The organism is Paraglaciecola sp., from assembly GCF_051252315.1.
In the GTDB taxonomy this organism is placed as follows: domain Bacteria; phylum Pseudomonadota; class Gammaproteobacteria; order Enterobacterales; family Alteromonadaceae; genus Paraglaciecola.
The window spans coordinates 1-19,068 of record NZ_JBPOFP010000032.1; the positions used below are offsets into that span (position 1 = coordinate 1).

Annotated in this window: 20 protein-coding genes; 7 read left to right on the plus strand and 13 right to left on the minus strand. The window is 39.0% G+C overall.

The window, feature by feature from the left end; all coding sequences use genetic code 11:
* Window positions 1-232 precede the first annotated feature (232 nt).
* Both ACSHXM_RS08280 and queE read right to left on the minus strand, forming a co-directional pair.
* Window positions 233-1,099, minus strand: a complete 867-nt coding sequence (locus ACSHXM_RS08280) for an amino acid ABC transporter substrate-binding protein (protein WP_435688283.1) — start codon at window positions 1,097-1,099, stop codon at window positions 233-235.
* A gap of 27 nt (window positions 1,100-1,126) precedes the next feature.
* A complete protein-coding gene (gene queE, locus ACSHXM_RS08285) occupies window positions 1,127-1,801 on the minus strand; it encodes a 7-carboxy-7-deazaguanine synthase QueE (protein WP_435688284.1) in 675 nt (224 codons plus the stop codon).
* Between the two features lie 106 nt (window positions 1,802-1,907).
* Between queE and queC the strand changes: the two genes are divergently transcribed.
* Window positions 1,908-2,564, plus strand: a complete 657-nt coding sequence (queC, locus tag ACSHXM_RS08290; RefSeq protein WP_435688285.1) for a 7-cyano-7-deazaguanine synthase QueC — start codon at window positions 1,908-1,910, stop codon at window positions 2,562-2,564.
* 95 nt (window positions 2,565-2,659) lie between these two features.
* Here queC and ACSHXM_RS08295 read toward each other — a convergent pair whose 3' ends face one another.
* The 5 genes from ACSHXM_RS08295 to ACSHXM_RS08315 form a co-directional block, all read right to left on the minus strand.
* On the minus strand, window positions 2,660-3,013 hold the full coding sequence (locus ACSHXM_RS08295) for a VOC family protein (protein ID WP_435688286.1): 354 nt from the start codon (window positions 3,011-3,013) through the stop codon (window positions 2,660-2,662).
* A gap of 34 nt (window positions 3,014-3,047) precedes the next feature.
* Window positions 3,048-3,494 carry a DUF192 domain-containing protein gene (locus ACSHXM_RS08300; protein ID WP_435688287.1) on the minus strand — a complete coding sequence of 149 codons (447 nt, stop codon included), beginning with the start codon at window positions 3,492-3,494 and terminating at the stop codon, window positions 3,048-3,050.
* 22 nt (window positions 3,495-3,516) lie between these two features.
* Entirely contained in the window at window positions 3,517-3,795 is a 279-nt protein-coding gene (locus ACSHXM_RS08305) for a hypothetical protein (RefSeq protein WP_435688288.1), read from the minus strand.
* 9 nt (window positions 3,796-3,804) lie between these two features.
* Window positions 3,805-4,038, minus strand: a complete 234-nt coding sequence (locus ACSHXM_RS08310; protein ID WP_435688289.1) for a hypothetical protein — start codon at window positions 4,036-4,038, stop codon at window positions 3,805-3,807.
* Window positions 4,039-4,169: 131 nt separating this feature from the next.
* Complete coding sequence (locus tag ACSHXM_RS08315) at window positions 4,170-6,980, minus strand: bifunctional aconitate hydratase 2/2-methylisocitrate dehydratase (RefSeq protein ID WP_435688290.1); 2,811 nt, start codon at window positions 6,978-6,980, stop codon at window positions 4,170-4,172.
* Between the two features lie 141 nt (window positions 6,981-7,121).
* Between ACSHXM_RS08315 and ACSHXM_RS08320 the strand changes: the two genes are divergently transcribed.
* Window positions 7,122-7,679, plus strand: a complete 558-nt coding sequence (locus ACSHXM_RS08320; protein WP_435688291.1) for an AAA family ATPase — start codon at window positions 7,122-7,124, stop codon at window positions 7,677-7,679.
* A 22-nt stretch (window positions 7,680-7,701) separates the two neighbouring features.
* On the opposite strand, the gene ACSHXM_RS08325 is transcribed toward ACSHXM_RS08320, so the two are convergent.
* The 3 genes from ACSHXM_RS08325 to ACSHXM_RS08335 form a co-directional block, all read right to left on the minus strand.
* Window positions 7,702-8,601 (minus strand): WYL domain-containing protein, encoded by a 900-nt coding sequence (locus tag ACSHXM_RS08325; protein WP_435688292.1) that lies wholly within the window; start codon window positions 8,599-8,601, stop codon window positions 7,702-7,704.
* A gap of 292 nt (window positions 8,602-8,893) precedes the next feature.
* Complete coding sequence (locus tag ACSHXM_RS08330; protein ID WP_435688293.1) at window positions 8,894-10,750, minus strand: DUF5060 domain-containing protein; 1,857 nt, start codon at window positions 10,748-10,750, stop codon at window positions 8,894-8,896.
* Window positions 10,751-11,009: 259 nt separating this feature from the next.
* Window positions 11,010-11,939, minus strand: a complete 930-nt coding sequence (locus ACSHXM_RS08335; RefSeq protein WP_435688294.1) for a family 16 glycosylhydrolase — start codon at window positions 11,937-11,939, stop codon at window positions 11,010-11,012.
* Between the two features lie 242 nt (window positions 11,940-12,181).
* Here ACSHXM_RS08335 and ACSHXM_RS08340 point away from each other — a divergent pair, with 242 nt between their 5' ends.
* The gene (locus ACSHXM_RS08340) at window positions 12,182-13,060 is read left to right on the plus strand and encodes a hypothetical protein (RefSeq protein ID WP_435688295.1); all 879 of its coding nucleotides are present in this window, start codon (window positions 12,182-12,184) and stop codon (window positions 13,058-13,060) included.
* 34 nt (window positions 13,061-13,094) lie between these two features.
* Entirely contained in the window at window positions 13,095-13,787 is a 693-nt protein-coding gene (locus ACSHXM_RS08345) for a YceH family protein (protein WP_435688323.1), read from the plus strand.
* Window positions 13,788-13,833: 46 nt separating this feature from the next.
* Here ACSHXM_RS08345 and ACSHXM_RS08350 read toward each other — a convergent pair whose 3' ends face one another.
* Together ACSHXM_RS08350 and ACSHXM_RS08355 are read right to left on the minus strand one after the other, a co-directional pair.
* Entirely contained in the window at window positions 13,834-15,249 is a 1,416-nt protein-coding gene (locus ACSHXM_RS08350) for an MATE family efflux transporter (protein WP_435688296.1), read from the minus strand.
* On the minus strand, window positions 15,242-15,823 hold the full coding sequence (locus ACSHXM_RS08355) for a DUF2239 family protein (RefSeq protein ID WP_435688297.1): 582 nt from the start codon (window positions 15,821-15,823) through the stop codon (window positions 15,242-15,244). Before ACSHXM_RS08355 ends, ACSHXM_RS08350 begins: the two co-directional genes overlap by 8 nt.
* Window positions 15,824-16,025: 202 nt before the next feature.
* On the opposite strand from ACSHXM_RS08355, the gene ACSHXM_RS08360 reads away from it, so the two are divergent.
* Entirely contained in the window at window positions 16,026-16,379 is a 354-nt protein-coding gene (locus ACSHXM_RS08360) for a RidA family protein (RefSeq protein ID WP_435688324.1), read from the plus strand.
* Window positions 16,380-16,404: 25 nt separating this feature from the next.
* Here ACSHXM_RS08360 and ACSHXM_RS08365 read toward each other — a convergent pair whose 3' ends face one another.
* On the minus strand, window positions 16,405-17,022 hold the full coding sequence (locus ACSHXM_RS08365; protein ID WP_435688298.1) for a lysoplasmalogenase: 618 nt from the start codon (window positions 17,020-17,022) through the stop codon (window positions 16,405-16,407).
* Window positions 17,023-17,176: 154 nt separating this feature from the next.
* Between ACSHXM_RS08365 and srmB the strand changes: the two genes are divergently transcribed.
* Both srmB and ACSHXM_RS08375 read left to right on the plus strand, forming a co-directional pair.
* Window positions 17,177-18,433, plus strand: coding sequence for an ATP-dependent RNA helicase SrmB (gene srmB, locus ACSHXM_RS08370; RefSeq protein ID WP_435688299.1), 1,257 nt, complete (start codon window positions 17,177-17,179; stop codon window positions 18,431-18,433).
* Window positions 18,433-19,065: an XTP/dITP diphosphatase gene (locus tag ACSHXM_RS08375; protein ID WP_435688300.1), complete on the plus strand. Its 633-nt coding sequence runs from the start codon at window positions 18,433-18,435 to the stop codon at window positions 19,063-19,065. Before srmB ends, ACSHXM_RS08375 begins: the two co-directional genes overlap by 1 nt.
* The last annotated feature ends 3 nt before the right edge of the window (window positions 19,066-19,068 follow it).

Below are 19,068 nucleotides of genomic sequence, written 5' to 3' on the forward strand. Positions count from 1 at the left end.
GTACTGAACAATTCGACATCACTTTTAAGGCTGCTGATAAAGCCTTATATCAAGCAAAGGCAAAAGGTAGAAATTGTAGTGTTGTCACTCCTAATTTTTTTGATAAATATGGTTAACGCTCAATGCCTAACTACGATTTTTTAATAAGCCCGAACTTGATTTAATAAACCTAAGTTCAGGATAATAAGTGTCGTTTTAGTTTTTATATAAATTTCAAAAAATTACCAATAAGTTAATTAGGCTTAAACCATAACTCTTTCCTATCTAAAGGCGTTTCTGACGGTAAAAACGTATTCTTCAAACGATAAAACTTACGTTTTTTAAGCTTAGTTCTATCAATATAAGATTGGTAAGTTTGATTAAATAACTTATCAAATTTTCCATTAGCGACCGCCTTTTCCAAGCCTGTCCTAATTAAATGAGCTAACGGCCTATTTTGGTTATTAACGAAAAAATACATGGCCGCAGGATATTGTAGTCCTAAGCTGTCTTGAATTATTAATTTATTATCTGTTTGTAAGGTCTCAATTTCATCCCATATTTCTAGCATAGACCGTGGGAAAAAATCACCTTGTGCGTTTGATAACATGGGCCCTAAAGCACTATGGTTAATGTTAGTAACCACATTGAAACTATTTGCCTGCAATATTTTTGTATCTGGCCAATCACGGCCTTGAATCGGCGATAACTTTAGCAAGTGATCTACCTTTTGAATATATTTAAACCGGTCGGCCATATCTTCACGGATTAAAAACAAACGCCAACCAATCAGGCCTTTATAAATGGGAATACGGATTGGCAGTAAGTCTTTTTCCCGTTGGCGATCGGTCATACTCCAGACAACATTTATTTCTCTATTGTCTTTTAATCTGCTTAGATTCTTGCCTTGTGTATAATGTTTTTCAGAAGGAATAAGTTGAAAGTTAACACCTGTCTGCTCAAGAGCTAGTGCTAGTACTTTTAAAGGGTAATCTGTACTTTTATCACTATCAGAGCTAGTTCTTGGATAGGTAATTTCCCAAGATGCGGACATAACTTTATTGCAATTTAGCAATAACAATAAACTGCTTAATAAGTAACAAATTAGTTTGCGATTCATACTAACTAGTCCCCCTGATATAAAAGTTTATTCTATACCGATAAATTTATGTGTTTGTAACGACAAACGCCAATTACGCGCTATACACGTTTTAATTGCAAGTTCCGTCGCTCTTTTTTGTTGGCTAATTGGCTGTAAGTAAATATTGGGTTTAGGGCTATCACCTAACAACAACAAAACTGAGTCTAATTCTTCTATATGTTTTTCCATAGCCACAGGGTGTTTTATCTCATTCGCTCTTTGCATAGCACTAACCAAAACGTGTTTGCCTCCTGGCATATTCACTTTTGGGGATACCGTAACCCAAGTGTCTTGATGCGCTAAAATCTCATAGGTACCACTGGTTTCTATCTGTACCGAATACCCTTTTTCGATTAATTGACTAGTAATTGGCGTGAGGTCATACAAACAAGGTTCTCCCCCCGTGATCACAATATGTTTAGCCACATATCCATTTCTATTAAATAAATCCAATAATTGCTCGGTAGAGTGTTCAAACCAGGAATTTGATTCTTGTTTCTCAGCCATCACAGAGTCACTCGTTTTTTCAAAATCAGGATCGACAGTCCATGTATGTTGAGTATCACACCATGGACACCCCACCGGACAACCTTGCAAACGCACAAAAATTGAAGGTAACCCCGTGTAACTCCCCTCTCCTTGCAAAGACTCAAATACTTCGTTGATTTTATATGAACTCAAAAATACACCTTTATTACTCTTTTAGAATTAGCGACTAAGATAGGAATTTCCTTATAGATCACTTAACATTACCATTAAACCGCTTGATTATAGAGAAGCAAACTAAATGGCACAAAAGGTAGTGGTAATTTTTTCTGGAGGAATGGACTCTTTTACCGTTCTTAACTTAGCAGCAAAACAAGGTTACGAGATATTTGCATTATCTTTTAACTACGGGCAAAGGCATAAAAAAGAGCTCGACTATGCAAGCAATGCCTGTAAAGAGTTAGGTGTACACCACAAAATTGTCGATATATCTGCTATCAATCAATTAATAGGTGGTTCGTCACTCACGTCTGATATCGATGTCGCTGAAGGGCATTATGCTGAAGAAAGCATGAAAACCACTGTTGTGCCTAACAGAAATATGATTTTACTATCAATGGCTGTAGGTTATGCCGTGTCATTAGAAGCCAATAAAGTATTTTACGGCGCACACTCAGGAGACCACGCAATATACCCTGACTGTAGACCAGAATTTGTGCATAAAATGAATGACGTATGTGCCATTGCCAATTATGAAGCAGTAGAAATCATTACACCATATTTAAACGTGAGTAAAATCGACATATTAACAGCCGGCCTAAAGATGGAATTAGACTACGGAAAAACCTGGACCTGTTACAACGGCAGAGAAAAAGCCTGTGGAAAATGTGGCGCCTGCCAAGAGCGCCTAGAAGCATTTGCAAAGAATCAAACTGTAGATCCCTTGGATTACGAATAATAAACCTACTTTCTAAACATTATATTCTTACATCTAGCCTTGTTTAACACGGTTATGAAACAATACCTTGTGTCAACTAGCCGGTTGACACAAGGTTAAATAAACTCCCGCAATTGAATATGGTTTCCTTGGGGGTCGGCAATATTACACACCTTAAAAATGGGGTTTCCCCATTCTCCCTCTAAAGTATCGCCTCCTAATCTAATCACTTTAAGCTTTGCCTGTTCAAGGCTGTCTACAGTTAAAAATATCTTAATTGTATTAAAGTTATTTGTGGGAATTTCAACAGGAGGAACATGAATAATTAAATTAAATCCATCATGACTTAAGCTAATAAACTCGGTAGCTTCTCGGCCAATACTCATGCCAAACATAGCCACATAAAACTCTGCTAAACCCTTAATATCAGTGGAATACACTATGACACCAAATTGCGCCGGACCTTTCATTACTCCCCCTGATTACAACCTTATTTACTACACATTATTTATCAGATACCAAAACAGTGTCTCCAACGCCAATTCCATTTTTGGCAAACCAACCTTTATTCATCTCCCAAGCATACAGCACTTTTCCAGAAGAACTTGTCGTACTAAGTTCAAGGGGCTTCATGGTCTCAACGTTTACAATAAAACCATCTGCACGAATAAAGGCTACATCTAACGGAATATGAGTATCTTTCATCCACATACTCACACCACGAGCCTGTTGAAAGTTAAACAACATGCCGCAACTTTCACACATAGAGTTTCTGTGCATTAGACCTTGTGCTCGTTGTTTATGAGTTTGTGCGTATTCAAGTGAATAACTGGTGTCATTCACTTGTACTTCAACCGATGAGAACATGACTTGTTGTTCTTCTGCACCTATATGGTAAGCCAGCAGACTAAAAACAAAACTGATAACATAAATAAAACGCTTCACACTCATTTTGACTCCAATCAACAACTCATTATCGCTGGCAGGCACAACCTACTGGTTTGGGAACATGTTCGATATGGCCAACATTCCCTTGGTTTTTGTTTTCTCTATTTGAATCCTTATCCCAAGCAATATACTTTCCTCCACATTGATGTTGTAACGTTTGGCACTGCATAGGATCATAAAAATATTGCTTATGGGTTACCTGACTGTTTATTGGCATTTCTTGAGGAAAAGGCGGCTGAGAAGGTACTTTTGAGTTACAAGACAGTATAAAGCTCGTACTTAATAAACATATAAACTTTAACATATTAAACCTCTAAAGTTTTTTGCAAGAGCAGCCCATTTCTTTGTCACTGGTTTCCCACTCTTGAAACTCACCTTGTACACACCGCATTTGTAACGTACGACATTGTGAGGCGTTATAACGTACTTCGGTATTGGCACCATCTGCTATTGCGTGGCCAATTAGTTGTTGAGCTTGTTTAGTCGTGCAGCTACTAAGTAACGATATGCTAAAAATAACCATGGATACTATAAATGATTTTTTCATTAATTCCTCCTTCTCTCAAACTTATGTGTCAGAGAATAATACACACCAAAAGTTCCATAAAATTATCTAGCCATAAAAAAAGGGTTACTCAAAAAAGTAACCCTTTGGAAATAACTATTTAGCTAAACGAATTAACTTACAACTTTTACTGGTACAGCTTGTCCAGAAAATTTAGTCGTCATTTCTTCGGTAGGCGGTGCAAAACGGGTTAAGTCAATGCCTTCAACCGCCGCTTTATATTCGTCCATAGAAGGGAAACGACCCAATACTGACGAAAGTACAACTAGCGGTGTAGAGCCTAATAATGACTCACCTTTTTTCTCAGCAGAATCTGCTACTACACGGCCTTGGAAAAGACGAGTTGACGTAGCGATTACCGTATCACCCGGTTCTGCTTTTTCTTGGTTACCCATACATAAGTTACAACCAGGGCGCTCAAGATACAGAATGTTGTCATATTTAGTACGTGCCGCGCCTTTCGGGTTAGCGTCGTCAAATACAAATCCAGAGTATTTCTCTAACACTTCCCAGTCGCCTTCAGCTTTAAGCTCGTCAACAATGTTATACGTAGGTGGAGCAACTACTAGTGGCGCTTTAAAGCTCACGCTACCATTTTGCTTTTCAAGATTACGTAACATTTGCGCGATGATTTGCATGTCACCTTTGTGCACCATACATGAACCAACAAAGGCTAAATCAACTGGCTTACCATCATAGAATGAAACCGGACGGATCACGTCGTGAGTATAACGCTTAGATACGTCTTCGTTGTTTACGTCTGGGTCGGCAATCATAGGTTCTGCGATTGCGTCTAGATCAATAACCACTTCAGCATAGTACTTAGCGTTATCATCTGGTGATAGTGCTGGTTGTTCACCAGACTTGATTCCAGCGATACGTTCGTCAGCTAACTTAATTAGGCCAGCCAACATACCCGCTTCGTTTTCCATACCCTTGTTGATCATGATTTGGATACGGCTCTTAGCCAGCTCAATTGACTTGATTAACGTTTCGTCATTTGAAATACAGATAGAAGCTTTTGCTTTCATTTCTGCAGACCAATCTGTGAAGGTAAACGCTTGGTCAGCCATAAGCGTTCCAATATGAACTTCGATAATACGACCTTGGAAAACGTTTTCGCCACCAAACTGCTTAAGCATTTGTGCTTGAGTTGCGTGTACTACATCACGAAAATCCATGTGACCTTGCATGTTGCCTTTAAAGGTTACTTTTACAGACTCAGGAATTGGCATTGCCGATTCACCTGTCGCTAATGCGATTGCAACCGTGCCCGAGTCAGCACCAAATGCAACACCTTTAGACATACGAGTATGTGAATCACCACCAATGATGATAGAGCGGTCGTCAATGGTAATGTCATTCAATACTTTATGAATAACATCTGTCATTGCGTGATAAACACCTTTTGGATCACGTGCCGTGATTAAACCAAACTTGTTCATGAACGACATAAGTTTTGGAATATTCGCTTTCGCTTTGCTATCCCAAACCGATGCTGTGTGACAGCCAGATTGGTATGCGCCGTCAACAAGTGGAGAAATAGTAGAAGCAGCCATGGCTTCTAATTCCTGGCAGGTCATTGGCCCTGTAGTGTCCTGTGAGCCAACAATATTGACTTTAACGCGCGTGTTAGAACCTGCATGTAATGCAGTCTCTGATGCAACACCCACCGCATTACGGTTAAAGATTTTTTCAACTGCTGTTAGGCCTTGCCCTTCATGAGAAATTTCTTTAGATGGCGCATAAACATTCGCGGCTTGTACACCTAATGTTTCTGCAGCAAATGTTTGTAGTTTCTTACCAAATGTTACCGCGTAAGAACCACCAGCTTTCATAAACTCAACTTTTTGCGGTGTGAAAGCTGACGAGATATCAGCAAGTTCTTTGTCGCCGTTGAATAACGTCTTAGCTTTAGTATCGATAGTTAACACTGTACCTGTAGCTACAGAGTAGGCTTCTTCTAATACTGCATCACCGTTAGCGTCTGTGACAGTGTTACCGTCTGCATCGGTTTTCTTAACCCAGTTTTTAAGGTCAAGACCAATACCACCGGTAACGTCAACAGTCGTTAAGAAAATTGGCGCAATGCCGTTAGTACCAGCAACCACTGGAGCAATGTTAATAAAAGGAACATATGGGCTTGCTTGTTTACCAGCCCAAAGTGCAACGTTATTCACACCAGACATACGAGAAGAACCCACACCCATAGTGCCTTTTTCAGCAATCAACATTACTTTTGCGTTAGGGTGCTTAGCTTGAAGTGCTTGGATTTCTTTTTGTGCTTCTGGGGTAATCATACACTGGCCGTGCAATTCACGGTCGGCACGAGAGTGAGCTTGGTGTCCTGGAGAAAGTAAATCTGTAGAAATATCACCTTCACCAGCAATATAAGTCACTACGTCAATTTTCTCTTCTACGTCTGGTAATTTAGTGAAAAACTCTGCTTGTGCGTAACTTTCTAAAATGCCTTTAGCAATGGCATTACCTGCTTTAAATGCCGCTTCTAAACGAGAAGTGTCAGCGTCATACAAGAATACTTGGGTTTTTAATACGTCAGCAGCAGGCGCTGAAACAGCAGCGTCATCGCTTAGAGCCAAATCAAGAAGCACTTCAATAGAAGGGCCACCTTTCATGTGTGACAACAATTCAAAAGCAAATTCTGGAGTAATTTCTGCAACCGTTTCTTCGCCAAGAATAATAGCTTTTAAGAATTTAGCCTTTTCGCCAGCTGCACTCGTTGTGCCTGGTAAGGTGTTATAAATGAAAAAATCAAGTGACTCAGCTCTGTGGGCGTGTCCTTGATCTTTAATTTGCTCGATAATTTCTGCTACTAAATCAGCGCTATCGATTGGTTTAGGCGCTAATCCTAAATCTTTTTTACGACTTGCAATTTCTTCGATGTACTCTAAAAATAAACTCATATAAACCTCATAGGGCAGTAGCTAATAACATTATAATTAGCAGGGGCAAATTTGCGCATAGTTTACCTGATTTTTAATTGATTATTCATCATTTAAAAAAATTACCACTATTCACATTAGTTATAAATGGAGAAATAACCCGTGAAAATATATCGCACCAAGTTTAGTGAATATCAACAAGGTTACATCACACCATTACATCTTCTAAGTAAACCAGCGGACGTAAAGTATAGCGTACCGTTAAAAGATGAAGCCTTAAGTTGTTTAAAAGACGCTTTGGTAAAAAGTAGTAAACAACTAACAAGCCAAATTGTATTAAATGGATATTCAAAAAGTGATATTGGATTAGTACTCAATTATGTGGCCCAGCACCTAAAGCAAGAGAGCCTTGAAGCAACGATTTGTATTGTCGATTGCAACTCTTTCACCGCAAAGTACATAGGTGAAACCGAGAAAAACATAGCAAAACTAATTGCTCAAGCCCAAAGTAACAAATGGATATTATTTTTTGATGAAGCTGATGCCCTATTTGGTAAACGTGCTGATGTAAAAGATTCTCATGACAGGTACGCCAATCAAGAGGTCAGTTACTTAGTAGAATTATTGTCTGGGCAAAATATATTAAGCATATTATCGCTAAAAGACCGAACCACATTAGAATGGTTCAATCGACTAGGTGTACCGGTTTTAAGTGGTTAATAATGGCCTGTTATTAATTAGCCTAGCTAGTTAATAACAGGCCAGAGCTAGCAATTTGTTCAAGCACACTATGATTAGCTAAAGCCAATTGACAGCTTTGGTTATTAATTTGGTGCTCAACCGAGCAGTCAACTTGCCATTGGCGTAACACATAGGCAGCAACGGCAGCTTTAAGCTGTAACACTAATTTACCGTCTTGCATGGCGTAATCCATTTCAATTGCTTTAGTCTGTTTAAGGCTAGGATGAGGGATTAACACTAGCTCAACCAATTGCTGCCACTGTTCATCATAGTGACTGGTTTCATGTACATGCGTATCTTCAGGCATTACTTCGACTCGCGTAAACCGTGTACACACAAAATCTCGGAAGCTATTGTTTTTTCTATCATAGGCGCGTACATGCCAGCGGTGACCATTATTTACAATAGAATGTGGTACTAAAGATCGTTGGGATTCCCCGGAAGACACCGAAACGTAGCCACACTTAATGGCTTTTTTGTTATGAATGGCTCGCATGATCCCAGCAATAATGGCCGGATCAGGATGAATTAAACGTACCGTATCAAAACACTGTTCTGACGGTTGAGTTCCAGTAGAGATACCGTTACCAAAACCACGACTTAATGAAGTTAAAATCACCTCAGGATCATGCTTAAACACCGGAGTGAAATCTTCCGTTCTGTGGTAATTCTTAGTCTGATGCTTCAACACCAGATTATCTGGCGCCAACTCTTTATAAGCGCTGAAATCTCGCGTACTAGCCGCAAGCCCAGTTTTAAACCTTTGGATAAGATCAGTTCGTGCCACATGGCCAAAATACTGCAAACTAAAATCAATAAAAGCCAAACGATCTTTTTGGGCTTGTGGTAATTCAGATAACGCCTGCTTTACCGCTGGATGCTGATGTTCAAGATTAGACATAAAGATAAACTCATAATGATTCGATATATAAAGATTAATTTATCTTAATTTAAAATGCAATCATTTTGATTAGATCTTAGTTGGGGAGATTTAATGAAGCGGATGACAAAGGAAGTGGTCAGTAAAAAGTAGGTACACGCCCCTCATTTTCACCTCCACTTTTATCATATTAACGACGTAAAATTACAAATAAAAAAGCCAACTGCTTTTGCAATTGGCTTACTCGTCGTTAAAAAATCAACATTTAAGTTGAAAGCTAAAATAGGCAGCTTTTAATGGGTTAATTATCGCATTACAATCGCTTAACTAAAATCACCCAGTCCTTATCTGTATCACTCGGAGCCGCACCTAGTGCCAACCGCTCATACTTTGGATAACTAGTACGGTTTTTAGTCACTGACACTTTTTCCACACTACCGTTTTGAAGCTTTCCACCTTCTCTAGGGTTGTACCACTGCACAGAATAATCTGCTTTACCAAAATAAATATTCAAATTAACCTGTTTTGAAGCATCTTTAACAAACACTATATAAAACTGGCCTTCTTCACCTAACACCCAATGACCATTAGACAAATTATCTAGATTTTTACCTTTATGATACGGCACATCTGCAATTTTGAAAAAATCTAACGCATGTTTAGCTTGATCCCAAAATAGATCCCGTGAGCGCCAATCTTGAGCGGTCAAATCAGAATGAGGATGTGCATACCCAAAGTACCATTCTGTTCCCCAAGCCCCAGCAGTTAACGCTCCCCATAAACCATTTTTTCTAGCATTAGTGTGTTTAGGGTTAATACTATCAGGTAACAAACTATCGTGTGCGTCCCCTGGTTCATCGACTGATACAGCAAAAGGACGACCATTAGTTAGTGGCCATTCTCGTAAACGCTTAACTGCCCCATGAATGCTGCTAAAGTCTTTGCGGCTGGTTTGAACTGAAGCCCCAGTGTAATAACTATCTGGCCCAGTAAGGTCGTTGTAGTCATTACCGTTATGGATCACAACATGATGATTGTAAGGGTCATTATTGTGGAAATATTTCGCCATGGCTAAACGTTGAATGGTAGATTGAGGCATAGACTTGTGGTTAGGAACCCACTCACCATTTTCCTCCCCCATATTCCAATTTAAAGCCAAATGGTGACCAAAACGAGCGATAAGTTCGCGATAATAAAGCTGGCGTTGTAAACCTAATCCTCCGTTATCCAATAAACCTTGGTTCTCAACTTCTTGGGTTTTAAAATGTAAAAATAAGCCTTTCTTCTGAGCGTGGCTAAAGATGATGTTCCACTGATCGAGTTTAGACACATCCAACCGATCGTAAGTATCGTAATCCACATAAGGGAATACATTTTGGTCATCACCAATAATATTCAAAGTTAAAAAAGAAATGGAGTTCATGCCTTTCTCAGCGAGGTAATTTAGTGCACCTATCAAGGCCTTACCTTTGCCTTCTCCCCAAGTTGGGTTCCCTTTTTTCCAATCTTTTAAATGAGGTGCCCAAGTTTTTACTAAATTGTCTTTATGTCCGTCATTGTGAAACGTGCCGTCAAAATCGGCATAGGAAAGTAGATTTTCTGGTGCGTCTGGCCCAGCTTTAATAAAGTATTCTCCAGTTTCTGCAAAACGCAGATAAGGCAGGTTAATATACTGTAAACGGCCTCGCTGACGAAAATCTGGGTAAGCCTTATTCGTTGCTTTAACTTCAAAGCGACCTGTTTGATTATCCATAAATCCAGCTGTAGCACCGGCTAACGCTTTATTCGAAACAGCAACAAATCGGCCTTTTCTAAAGGTTGCATGCCAATCCCATTTACCTTCTTCATCAGCAGTAAAGTTAACTCGCCATTTATTTCCAGCCGTAGCGCCTGTGTTTGCGGCATTGCCGTCTGCTGCAAAATATCCAGGAACGACATAACTTTTACCTGTTACTTTATGAGTAAACTCTACATTCAATCTATAATTTACAAATGGGTTGTATTTATTATCTTCGGACGTAGCCGGTCCATCAAAAATTAAAGATACCGAATGCCACTTACGTAGTTCTCCCGACAACTCAACTTTAGTGTCAGCCATCACATTCCAAGCAGCGGTAAGCATAGCAGCAATAAGCAAACAGCTTAGCTTGCTAATCTTAGTAAACCTCATAACGCTCTCCTTATTTTAATTAATAGTTCAGGGTTAGTTATTATTAAGGCCAACGATCAAGCAACCTATCAAAATGCAAATTGTTGTCAAAAGTGACCGATTAATCATTTTTGTTGAGCCAACACTTCTTCTCAACTGATGATTGTTAACAATGCTATATTGAGCTATTTAACATTGCGATCCAAATAACAAAATACACAAATAATCAAATAAATATTATAATATAACTTTTATCAGGTTTGCATAGTGGAGCTTCTCGTTATTGAGCAGGGCGATAAGCTCGGATCCAATCTACATACATTCTATTTTTAGTCGGATCATTCAATTCTTGAACTGTAGGGGTAATACCTTTTCTGGCACGCCATACATGATCTTCCATATCAAAAATAATGCGCATTGGTCTATCAAAAAAATGGCCATCAGGATCAGTCAAATCGGTGTTCGATGAAAGTTCACGCACAAACTTTCCATCCAAGTAAAACTCCATATGTGTCGGGCTTTTCCAATAAAACCCAAAACGATGAAAATCCTGATTTAACAATGCTTTATCAGAGGTTTTATAGTGCTTAGCTTTATGCCCATAGTCTTCAAGGTATTCATTGGTAACTGGGTCGCGCTTAAAAATATGATAGTTAGTCGACATCTGTTGTACATTATGTTTAGTGTCACCGTAGGTTTCAGTCACATCTATTTCATATTTATCATCATCACTGAGCATCCAAAAATTACTGGCTAAAGCGATACTAGAAATTTTCATACTCGCTTCAACATAGATAGGATAAGTGATTGATTCTTTAGCCGTAACAAATCCAGTATAAATAGTTTTTTTAGATTTAAAATTTCCATAATCAACAATTTTTCCCTGTTCAGGTTCAGGAACCACAGCTGAGCTAAGTACTAAGTTACCATCTAACAACTGACTGTGTTTGGCACTAAAATACGTGGCTCCAGGGCCTTTCCAACCGCGGGCGTGATTGTCATGCCACTTCTGATTAAACTCAGCGGTTTTACCAGAATAATTAAAATTGTCACTGACCTTTGTAATCAGCTGCCAGTTGTCTAATTTCCCTACATTTGACGGTAAAGATAGCCCGTCCCAATCAGGTTTATTTATATGATTTATTGAAGAGTTAGAGCAACTAAACAAAGTAGCAAAAATACTAATTAACACCACAAAACGACAAAACATTGTATACACACCATTAACTAAAAAATTGTTAACAATAATACACCTAAAAAAAACGCCACTCAACCAGATATGAAAAAGCAAGTGCATATTTAAATGGAGTACCCAGGTGTACTAATTTATTAACATTCAAAAAATAAAGGTTAAGGTTTTATCTAACCACTGAATCATGCTATAGGTTAATCTTAAGCTATTGATAAAAGTAAAAGAGTGGTTAAAATTTTAATTTTTATACAGGCAAGTTAATGCGTAAATTCTTATTGTTAATAAGTTTGTTATTTATTCCTTCGCTAATTCAAGTGAAAGCGCAAACACAGGCTGACTTAAAGCAACAGAATATATACCCACTACTTTACCCAGGTGTTAAACAAAGTAATCTACGCTCAAAATATCAAATTGAACTGTTAAAACATGCCTTGTCTTATAGTGAACACCAGTTTTTAGTCGAAGCTAATGGCCAAAGCATTCCTACTGCACGAAACTTTAAACTTTTAGAACAAAACGAAATTGTACAAATATTATGGAGCACCTCAAGAAACGACAGAGACGAAGGTTATCTAGCTGTTCAAATACCTCTATTAAAAGGGCTATTAGGTTTACGCATCCCACTAATCCACCAACAATCGGAAAACCTATTTAAACAAACCATGATCCTCAAAGACTTGCGGTCACATTCAGCAGGCCAGTTAGATGCCTGGTCAGATGCTAAAATTCTTCGTCATAATGGGATTAGTGTTACAAATGGGGTCAACTTCAATGCTTTGTTTAAAATGTTAGCGCTAAAACGTTTTGATTACTTTCCCAGAAGTATCGCAGAAATAAAAAACGACTTAAGTAGGCACAAGACATTACCATTAATTATCGATAAACATATTGCTATATACTATCCAACAGCTATGTATTTCTTCGTGAATAAGGCAAATAAATTTTTGCATACACAAGTGTTAAATGGGTTAGAAAGTGCAATAAAAGATGGCAGTTTTGATAAGATATTTTTAGAGTTTCACCAAAAAAGTTTAGACGAGCTGAACTTAAATAAGCGAAAAATTATTCAATTGCAAAACCCTTTGTTACCTGATTCGACACCAATTCATAGAAAAGAATTATGGCTCAAATTATTCTAGGCTAAACATTCCCCCTGAAAAAAAGGAAATCATTATTTTAATTCAACTTACCCCAAATGAAGCCCGTGTCATCGGCGTATTACTCGAAAAAGAAATCACCACACCAGACCAATACCCACTTTCGTTAAATGGTTTGACCCAAGGCTGCAATCAAAAAAGTAATAGAGAGCCTGTTGTTAGTTTTAGTGAAACTGAAGTACAAAATATATTGGATGACCTAACCCATAAAAAATTGATATTGGAATACACAGGTGTGGGTAGTCGAGTGGTTAAGTACAAACACAGGTTTTGTAATACTGAATTTAGCGACTTAAAATTTAATCGCCAACAACTTGCCATAGTTTGTGTCCTATTATTACGTGGCCCTCAAACGCCAGGAGAGCTTAGAACCCGCACTAATCGATTGGCAGAATTTACCAATGTAGAAGAGGTTGAACTAGCCTTACAACAACTCACAAATCTAAACGACGAATGTTTGGTGGTTAAACTTGAAAGAGAACCCGGTAAACGCGACTCACGATACGCCCATTTGTTTAGTGGCGAGCCAGAGTTAATTGCGACTAACCAACAAGTGATAACGAGTAATTTCAGCTCATCGACACCACCAGCTCCCCAACAAATAGATAATGATGCACTACAACGCATCGCCCAACTTGAACAACAAGTTGCTGATCTCACGCAACAACTCACTGAAGTAAAAGAATTAGTGGATATTTTGTCAGAGTAATCAACAGACATCCCCATCAGAATATTTATATTCTGATGGGCAAGAACTAGACTTTAAACAAACCCAATTTATACCCAGCAGATTTTTGTCGGTGAAACAACACCACAATAGTTAACATCAAACCCAACACCTCAGCCACTGGTCCCGCGTACCATATGCCCCACTCTGCAAACCCCAAGGGCATAAGAAACAATAATGGCAATAGAAAAGCATAGGTTTTTGCCATGCTCAATAACCCTGCTCGTTTAGCATCTCCGATTGCTTGGAAATACATAGTAATCATCATCACTGGCCCGAGTAAAAACAAACTCATGGTTGAGGCAGGTGTAATACGGCTCACTTCTTTGATAATGCCAACATCACTAACAAATAACGCACCTAAGTGTTGATGATTAAAATAAATAATTAATTGCCATGTTAAGCAATAAATGAAAGAAGCCACTACCGCTATTTTGATACTTGAGTTAACCCGTTGAAATTGTTTTGCACCTAAGTTGTTACCCACAATAGTTTGAAACGCCAAACTTAAACCCAATAGAGGTAAAAATATAAAAGTCATTAAGCGGGTCATGATCCCATATGCCCCAACGGTATCTGCATAGGCTCCTTCTCCCCAAATCTGCAAATTATAAAAAATCGCACCGGAAGACAAAGCAAATCCAAGATGAGTCAAACTTGAAGGGGCGCCTATAGCCAAAAACTCGCGCCAATAACTCCTCGACCAAGAGCAAGACAGTACATTAGCCTGCATGGATCCCTGTCGTTTTAATCTAAAAACAACGATCAATAACAACGAACTTGACTGGGCCAACAAGGTGCCTAGAGCAGAGCCCGCAACGCCATATTCAAGATGCACAATCAATACATAATTAAACACGCCGTTTAATAAAACTGACGACAAAGAAACAACTGCCATCATGCCGATATGACCTTCACAGCGTAAACTGTCGCTATTTACATTTAATAAAAACATTAAAGGCGAACCCAGTAACAGGATAGATACGTAGGTGTAACTCATGTTTGCCAGAGCCAAATCGTCGTTATTTAAGGCGCGACTTAAAGGTTCACCTAACATTAAAAATAGAAGGATTAATACGCCTGCCACTAACAGTGACAACGTAATCGCCTGTGTAAATACTTCTTTTGCTAGAGTTAACTTATTTGCACCCAACAACCGAGCCATGACACTCGAAAAACCACTCGACACCAAAGTAGATAATGCGATTAAAAATATGAAAATAGGAAACATAGAGGTAACAGCAACCAAGGCATGGGCACTGACAAAGGTGCCTAAAAAATATGCATCGACCAAGGTAAACGAACCATTCACTAACATCATAAATATGATGGGTGCCGCGGTCTTAAAAAAGACGGACGATAAGGAGCCTTGCAAAAACTTATTATCCTTGGGTGATTGTTCTGTTGTTTCCATTTCAGTGCTATCCAATTTTATGCTATCCATTATGTAAATCGTGTATCTGATTAAATTTTTCTAAAACAAATTGTTTTATATCCGCTGGCCAAGATTGGATCGCCGAATCAAAACTCACGCGACTATTTCGATACAAAGCGCGACTAGCTTCTTCGTAACCTGTTTCATCAGCTAAAAATATCGACATAAAGGTATCTAACTGTTGCTGTTTTTCCAAAATTAGCTCTTCAGTCGATGGATTTTTTTGGGCTTCTTCTACTAACCTTCTTAGGGTTGCTGACGCACCACCTCTTTGTCTGGCCAACCACTCCCAGTGTCTTGGTAATAAAGTAACTTCTTTCGATTTCACCCCTAACTTTGGTCGACCTCGCTTGTGTATGACCGAGCTTCCCGCTAATAAATTGCTGGGTAAACTATCGAGTACTGTTTTCGCACTACCTTGCCAACTAAAATCAATTCGCTGACAAGTATCGACTTCAATGACTATTGGCTCGATATCTAGGCCAATAGCCTTAACCTGTTGGATAATCTCATCTAAAAAACCTTTTGCTAAAAACTTCTGTTGATAAATGGCTACATAGTGATTTGACATAATTTTTCTCATTTAATTGTCCAGTTAATTACCCGGAATATTACCCAGATAAAAACACAAAACCAATATTACCCTGATATAAATAAAAGATCAATATTACCCGGGTAATACATTAAAACTAAAGGTCGTCATACCTTATTCAGGATCCACCATGACGAACATTGCAGTGACTGGTATTATTCACGTCAAATTATCCAGTATATTTAGAATCCAAATGACCGAAATTATTAGAAAAGAAACCAAACAACGTATGAGTCGCATTGTGGTCCATCAAGGTACAGTTTATCTGTGCGGACAAGTTGCAGCTGATGCCGACAAGGATATTACCGAGCAAACACAAACCATGTTAGATAAAGTAGATGGATTATTAATCGATGCCGGAAGCGACAGAGAGCACATTTTATCAGCCACTATTTACATCAAAGATATGCTGGACTTTAAAGCCATGAATGCTGTTTGGGATGCTTGGGTTCCAGAAGGTCACGCCCCAGCCAGAGCTTGTGTGCAGGCATCGATGGCAAGACCTGAATTATTGGTTGAAATATCTGTGGTCGCTGCGCAAAAATAAACGGCTTACCCTGAGCTCCGGTTAACTAAGTTTGGTCTTGCTTAAAAAAGCCTTCTATAAGTAACCATTGGGCCAAGTAATAACTGCTCATTATCCAATAGTCATTGTAGGGTATGGGCAGTAAAAACTTCTCAAAAGCAATCAACGAATCAGACAAGATAAACACTAAAGCGCCTGCCACGGAATACTTTGCGTTCAATTTAGATTGTATAGCTGCAAACCCCATAAAACCGATAGCAAAGATATAAGCCATTACTGGGATTAATAAAGAGCCTAAATTAGGCAGTAATAAATACAAAACCACACCTAAATAAAGCAACAAAAAGCCGCTTATGGGTAAACGTTTAGTCATGCCCTGCCAATCTCGTACAAATAAAAATGCGTAACTTAATTGGGCTAATAAGAATGCAGCAACACCGAAAACAAACTGGTTTTCATTTAATAACAAATCACCACACATACTAAAAAACAGCGCTACTAATAAAAAGTGTCTTTTGGGCGGAGATGCATAAATAGTGACGGCAATAAACAATACCAATAAAGGCAAAATTTTAAACAAACCCGATACGGGTATATTTAAATGTAATGAGGCTACATAGCCAATTGACAAAACTGCAAAAGATAATCGAGTATTTTTGGTCATAATTACCAGCTAGCCTTCATTTTATAACTCCAAATAACGTAACACACTAAGCCTCCCAAACTTAAAGGGTTCATAATATTTAAGCAATTACCTTTTAACTCATTTATAATCCACCGCAACGAGTTAGCCCGCATAAAAAGCTTAGGCAGAGTAAATGTTCGAACAATTAGAATTAGACGATGATTTGATCCACGCGGTTGTGGATATGGGGTACAAAACCCCTACTAGCATCCAGTCTTTGGTTATTCCAGAGGCAATGGCAGGCAAAGATATTCTTGCTTCTGCCCCAACTGGCACAGGTAAAACAGCTGCGTTTTTGTTGCCTGCATGCCAATTTTTATTAGATTACCCAAGACGTCAACCCGGTGCGACGCGCATATTAATTTTAACGCCAACTAGAGAGTTGGCTTTACAAATTTTCGAACAAGCAAAAGCACTGTGTAAATACTTGCCGCATATTAACTGCGGCGTAATAACGGGTGGGATCAATTACGGAACTGACCGTGACTTGCTAGAAAAAAATCTAGATATTTTGGTGGCCACACCGGGACGATTATTTGAACATATCGAAACCGAAAGTTTTGATTGTCGAGATATTGAATGTCTCATTTTAGATGAAGCAGACCGCATGTTGGATATGGGTTTCTCTGCCATAGTAAATCAAATAGCTGCAGAGGCCAGATGGCGTAAACAAACCATGTTGTTTTCTGCCACTTTGGAAGGCACAGGCATTGCTCGTTTTTCTGACGACTTACTCAATGAGCCAGTAGAGCTTGAAGCCGAATCAAGTCGAAAAGAAAAAGGCGTGATCCATCAGTGGATACATTTAGCTGATAACGCTAATCATAAATTAGCCTTACTGACACATATTTTAAGCAACCAAGTTGAAACCGCCATCGTATTTGTCAAGACACGTGAGCGTTTGGCCACATTAGTTGGCCAACTAAACTCTGCTGATATTCCATGTGGTTGGTTACAAGGTGAAATGCCACAAGATAAACGCAATGCGGCAATGGAGCGCTTTAGAACGGGCGAAGTCAAAATATTGGTGGCAACAGATGTCGCGGCTCGTGGAATAGATGTGGACAACATTAGTCACGTGATCAATTACGACATGCCGCGCACGGCAGATGTCTACGTACATAGAATCGGCCGAACGGGTCGCGCGGGCAATAAGGGCACAGCAATTTCATTAGTAGAAGCTCACGATATTGGTATTGTTCCTAAAATTGAACGCTACACAGAACAAGTGCTTAAACGCCGTGTAATCAGCGAACTTAGACCTAAAAATAAAGAAGCTAAACCGCCAACTAAGAAAAAGATTAGCACCAAAACCAAAAAAGCTGCGTTAAAAGCTAAACGCGTAGCCAGCAGTAAGAAAAAGAAAAAAGGTAGAGGTAAAAAAGCGTAATGCCTTCTATTGAGAATTTCGAAAAGGTAGTGCTGGCTACAGGTAACCAAGGCAAAGTCAAAGAGCTTGGCGATATGTTAGCCGCACTAGACATTGAGGTTTTTTCTCAAAATGAATTGGCAGTTGATGAAGTAGCAGAAACGGGCACGACCTTTGTTGAAAATGCCATTATCAAAGCCCGTCATGCAGCCAAAATTACAGGTTTACCGGCTATCGCTGATGACTCGGGTTTAGCCGTTGATTCTCTTGGTGGCGCTCCTGGAGTTTACTCGGCTAGGTACTCTGGTGAAAACGCCACAGATCAAACCAACATCGACAAGTTATTAGTTGAAATGCAAGATGTGCCGCTAGGTCAACGGCAAGCTAGGTTCTTGTGTGTATTGGTATTTATGCGTCATGCTAATGACCCCACGCCTATTATCTGTCAAGGAGAATGGCTGGGTAACATCACTCAAAACCAACAGGGCGAAAATGGTTTTGGTTATGACCCAGTGTTCTGGGTAGATGAACAAAACTGTAGCTCAGCCGAGTTAACTCGCGAGCAAAAAAACGCATTAAGCCACCGTGGAAAAGCATTAAAACAACTCGTACTACAATTACAGACTCAAATTACAGACAACCAGCTTGGTTAATTC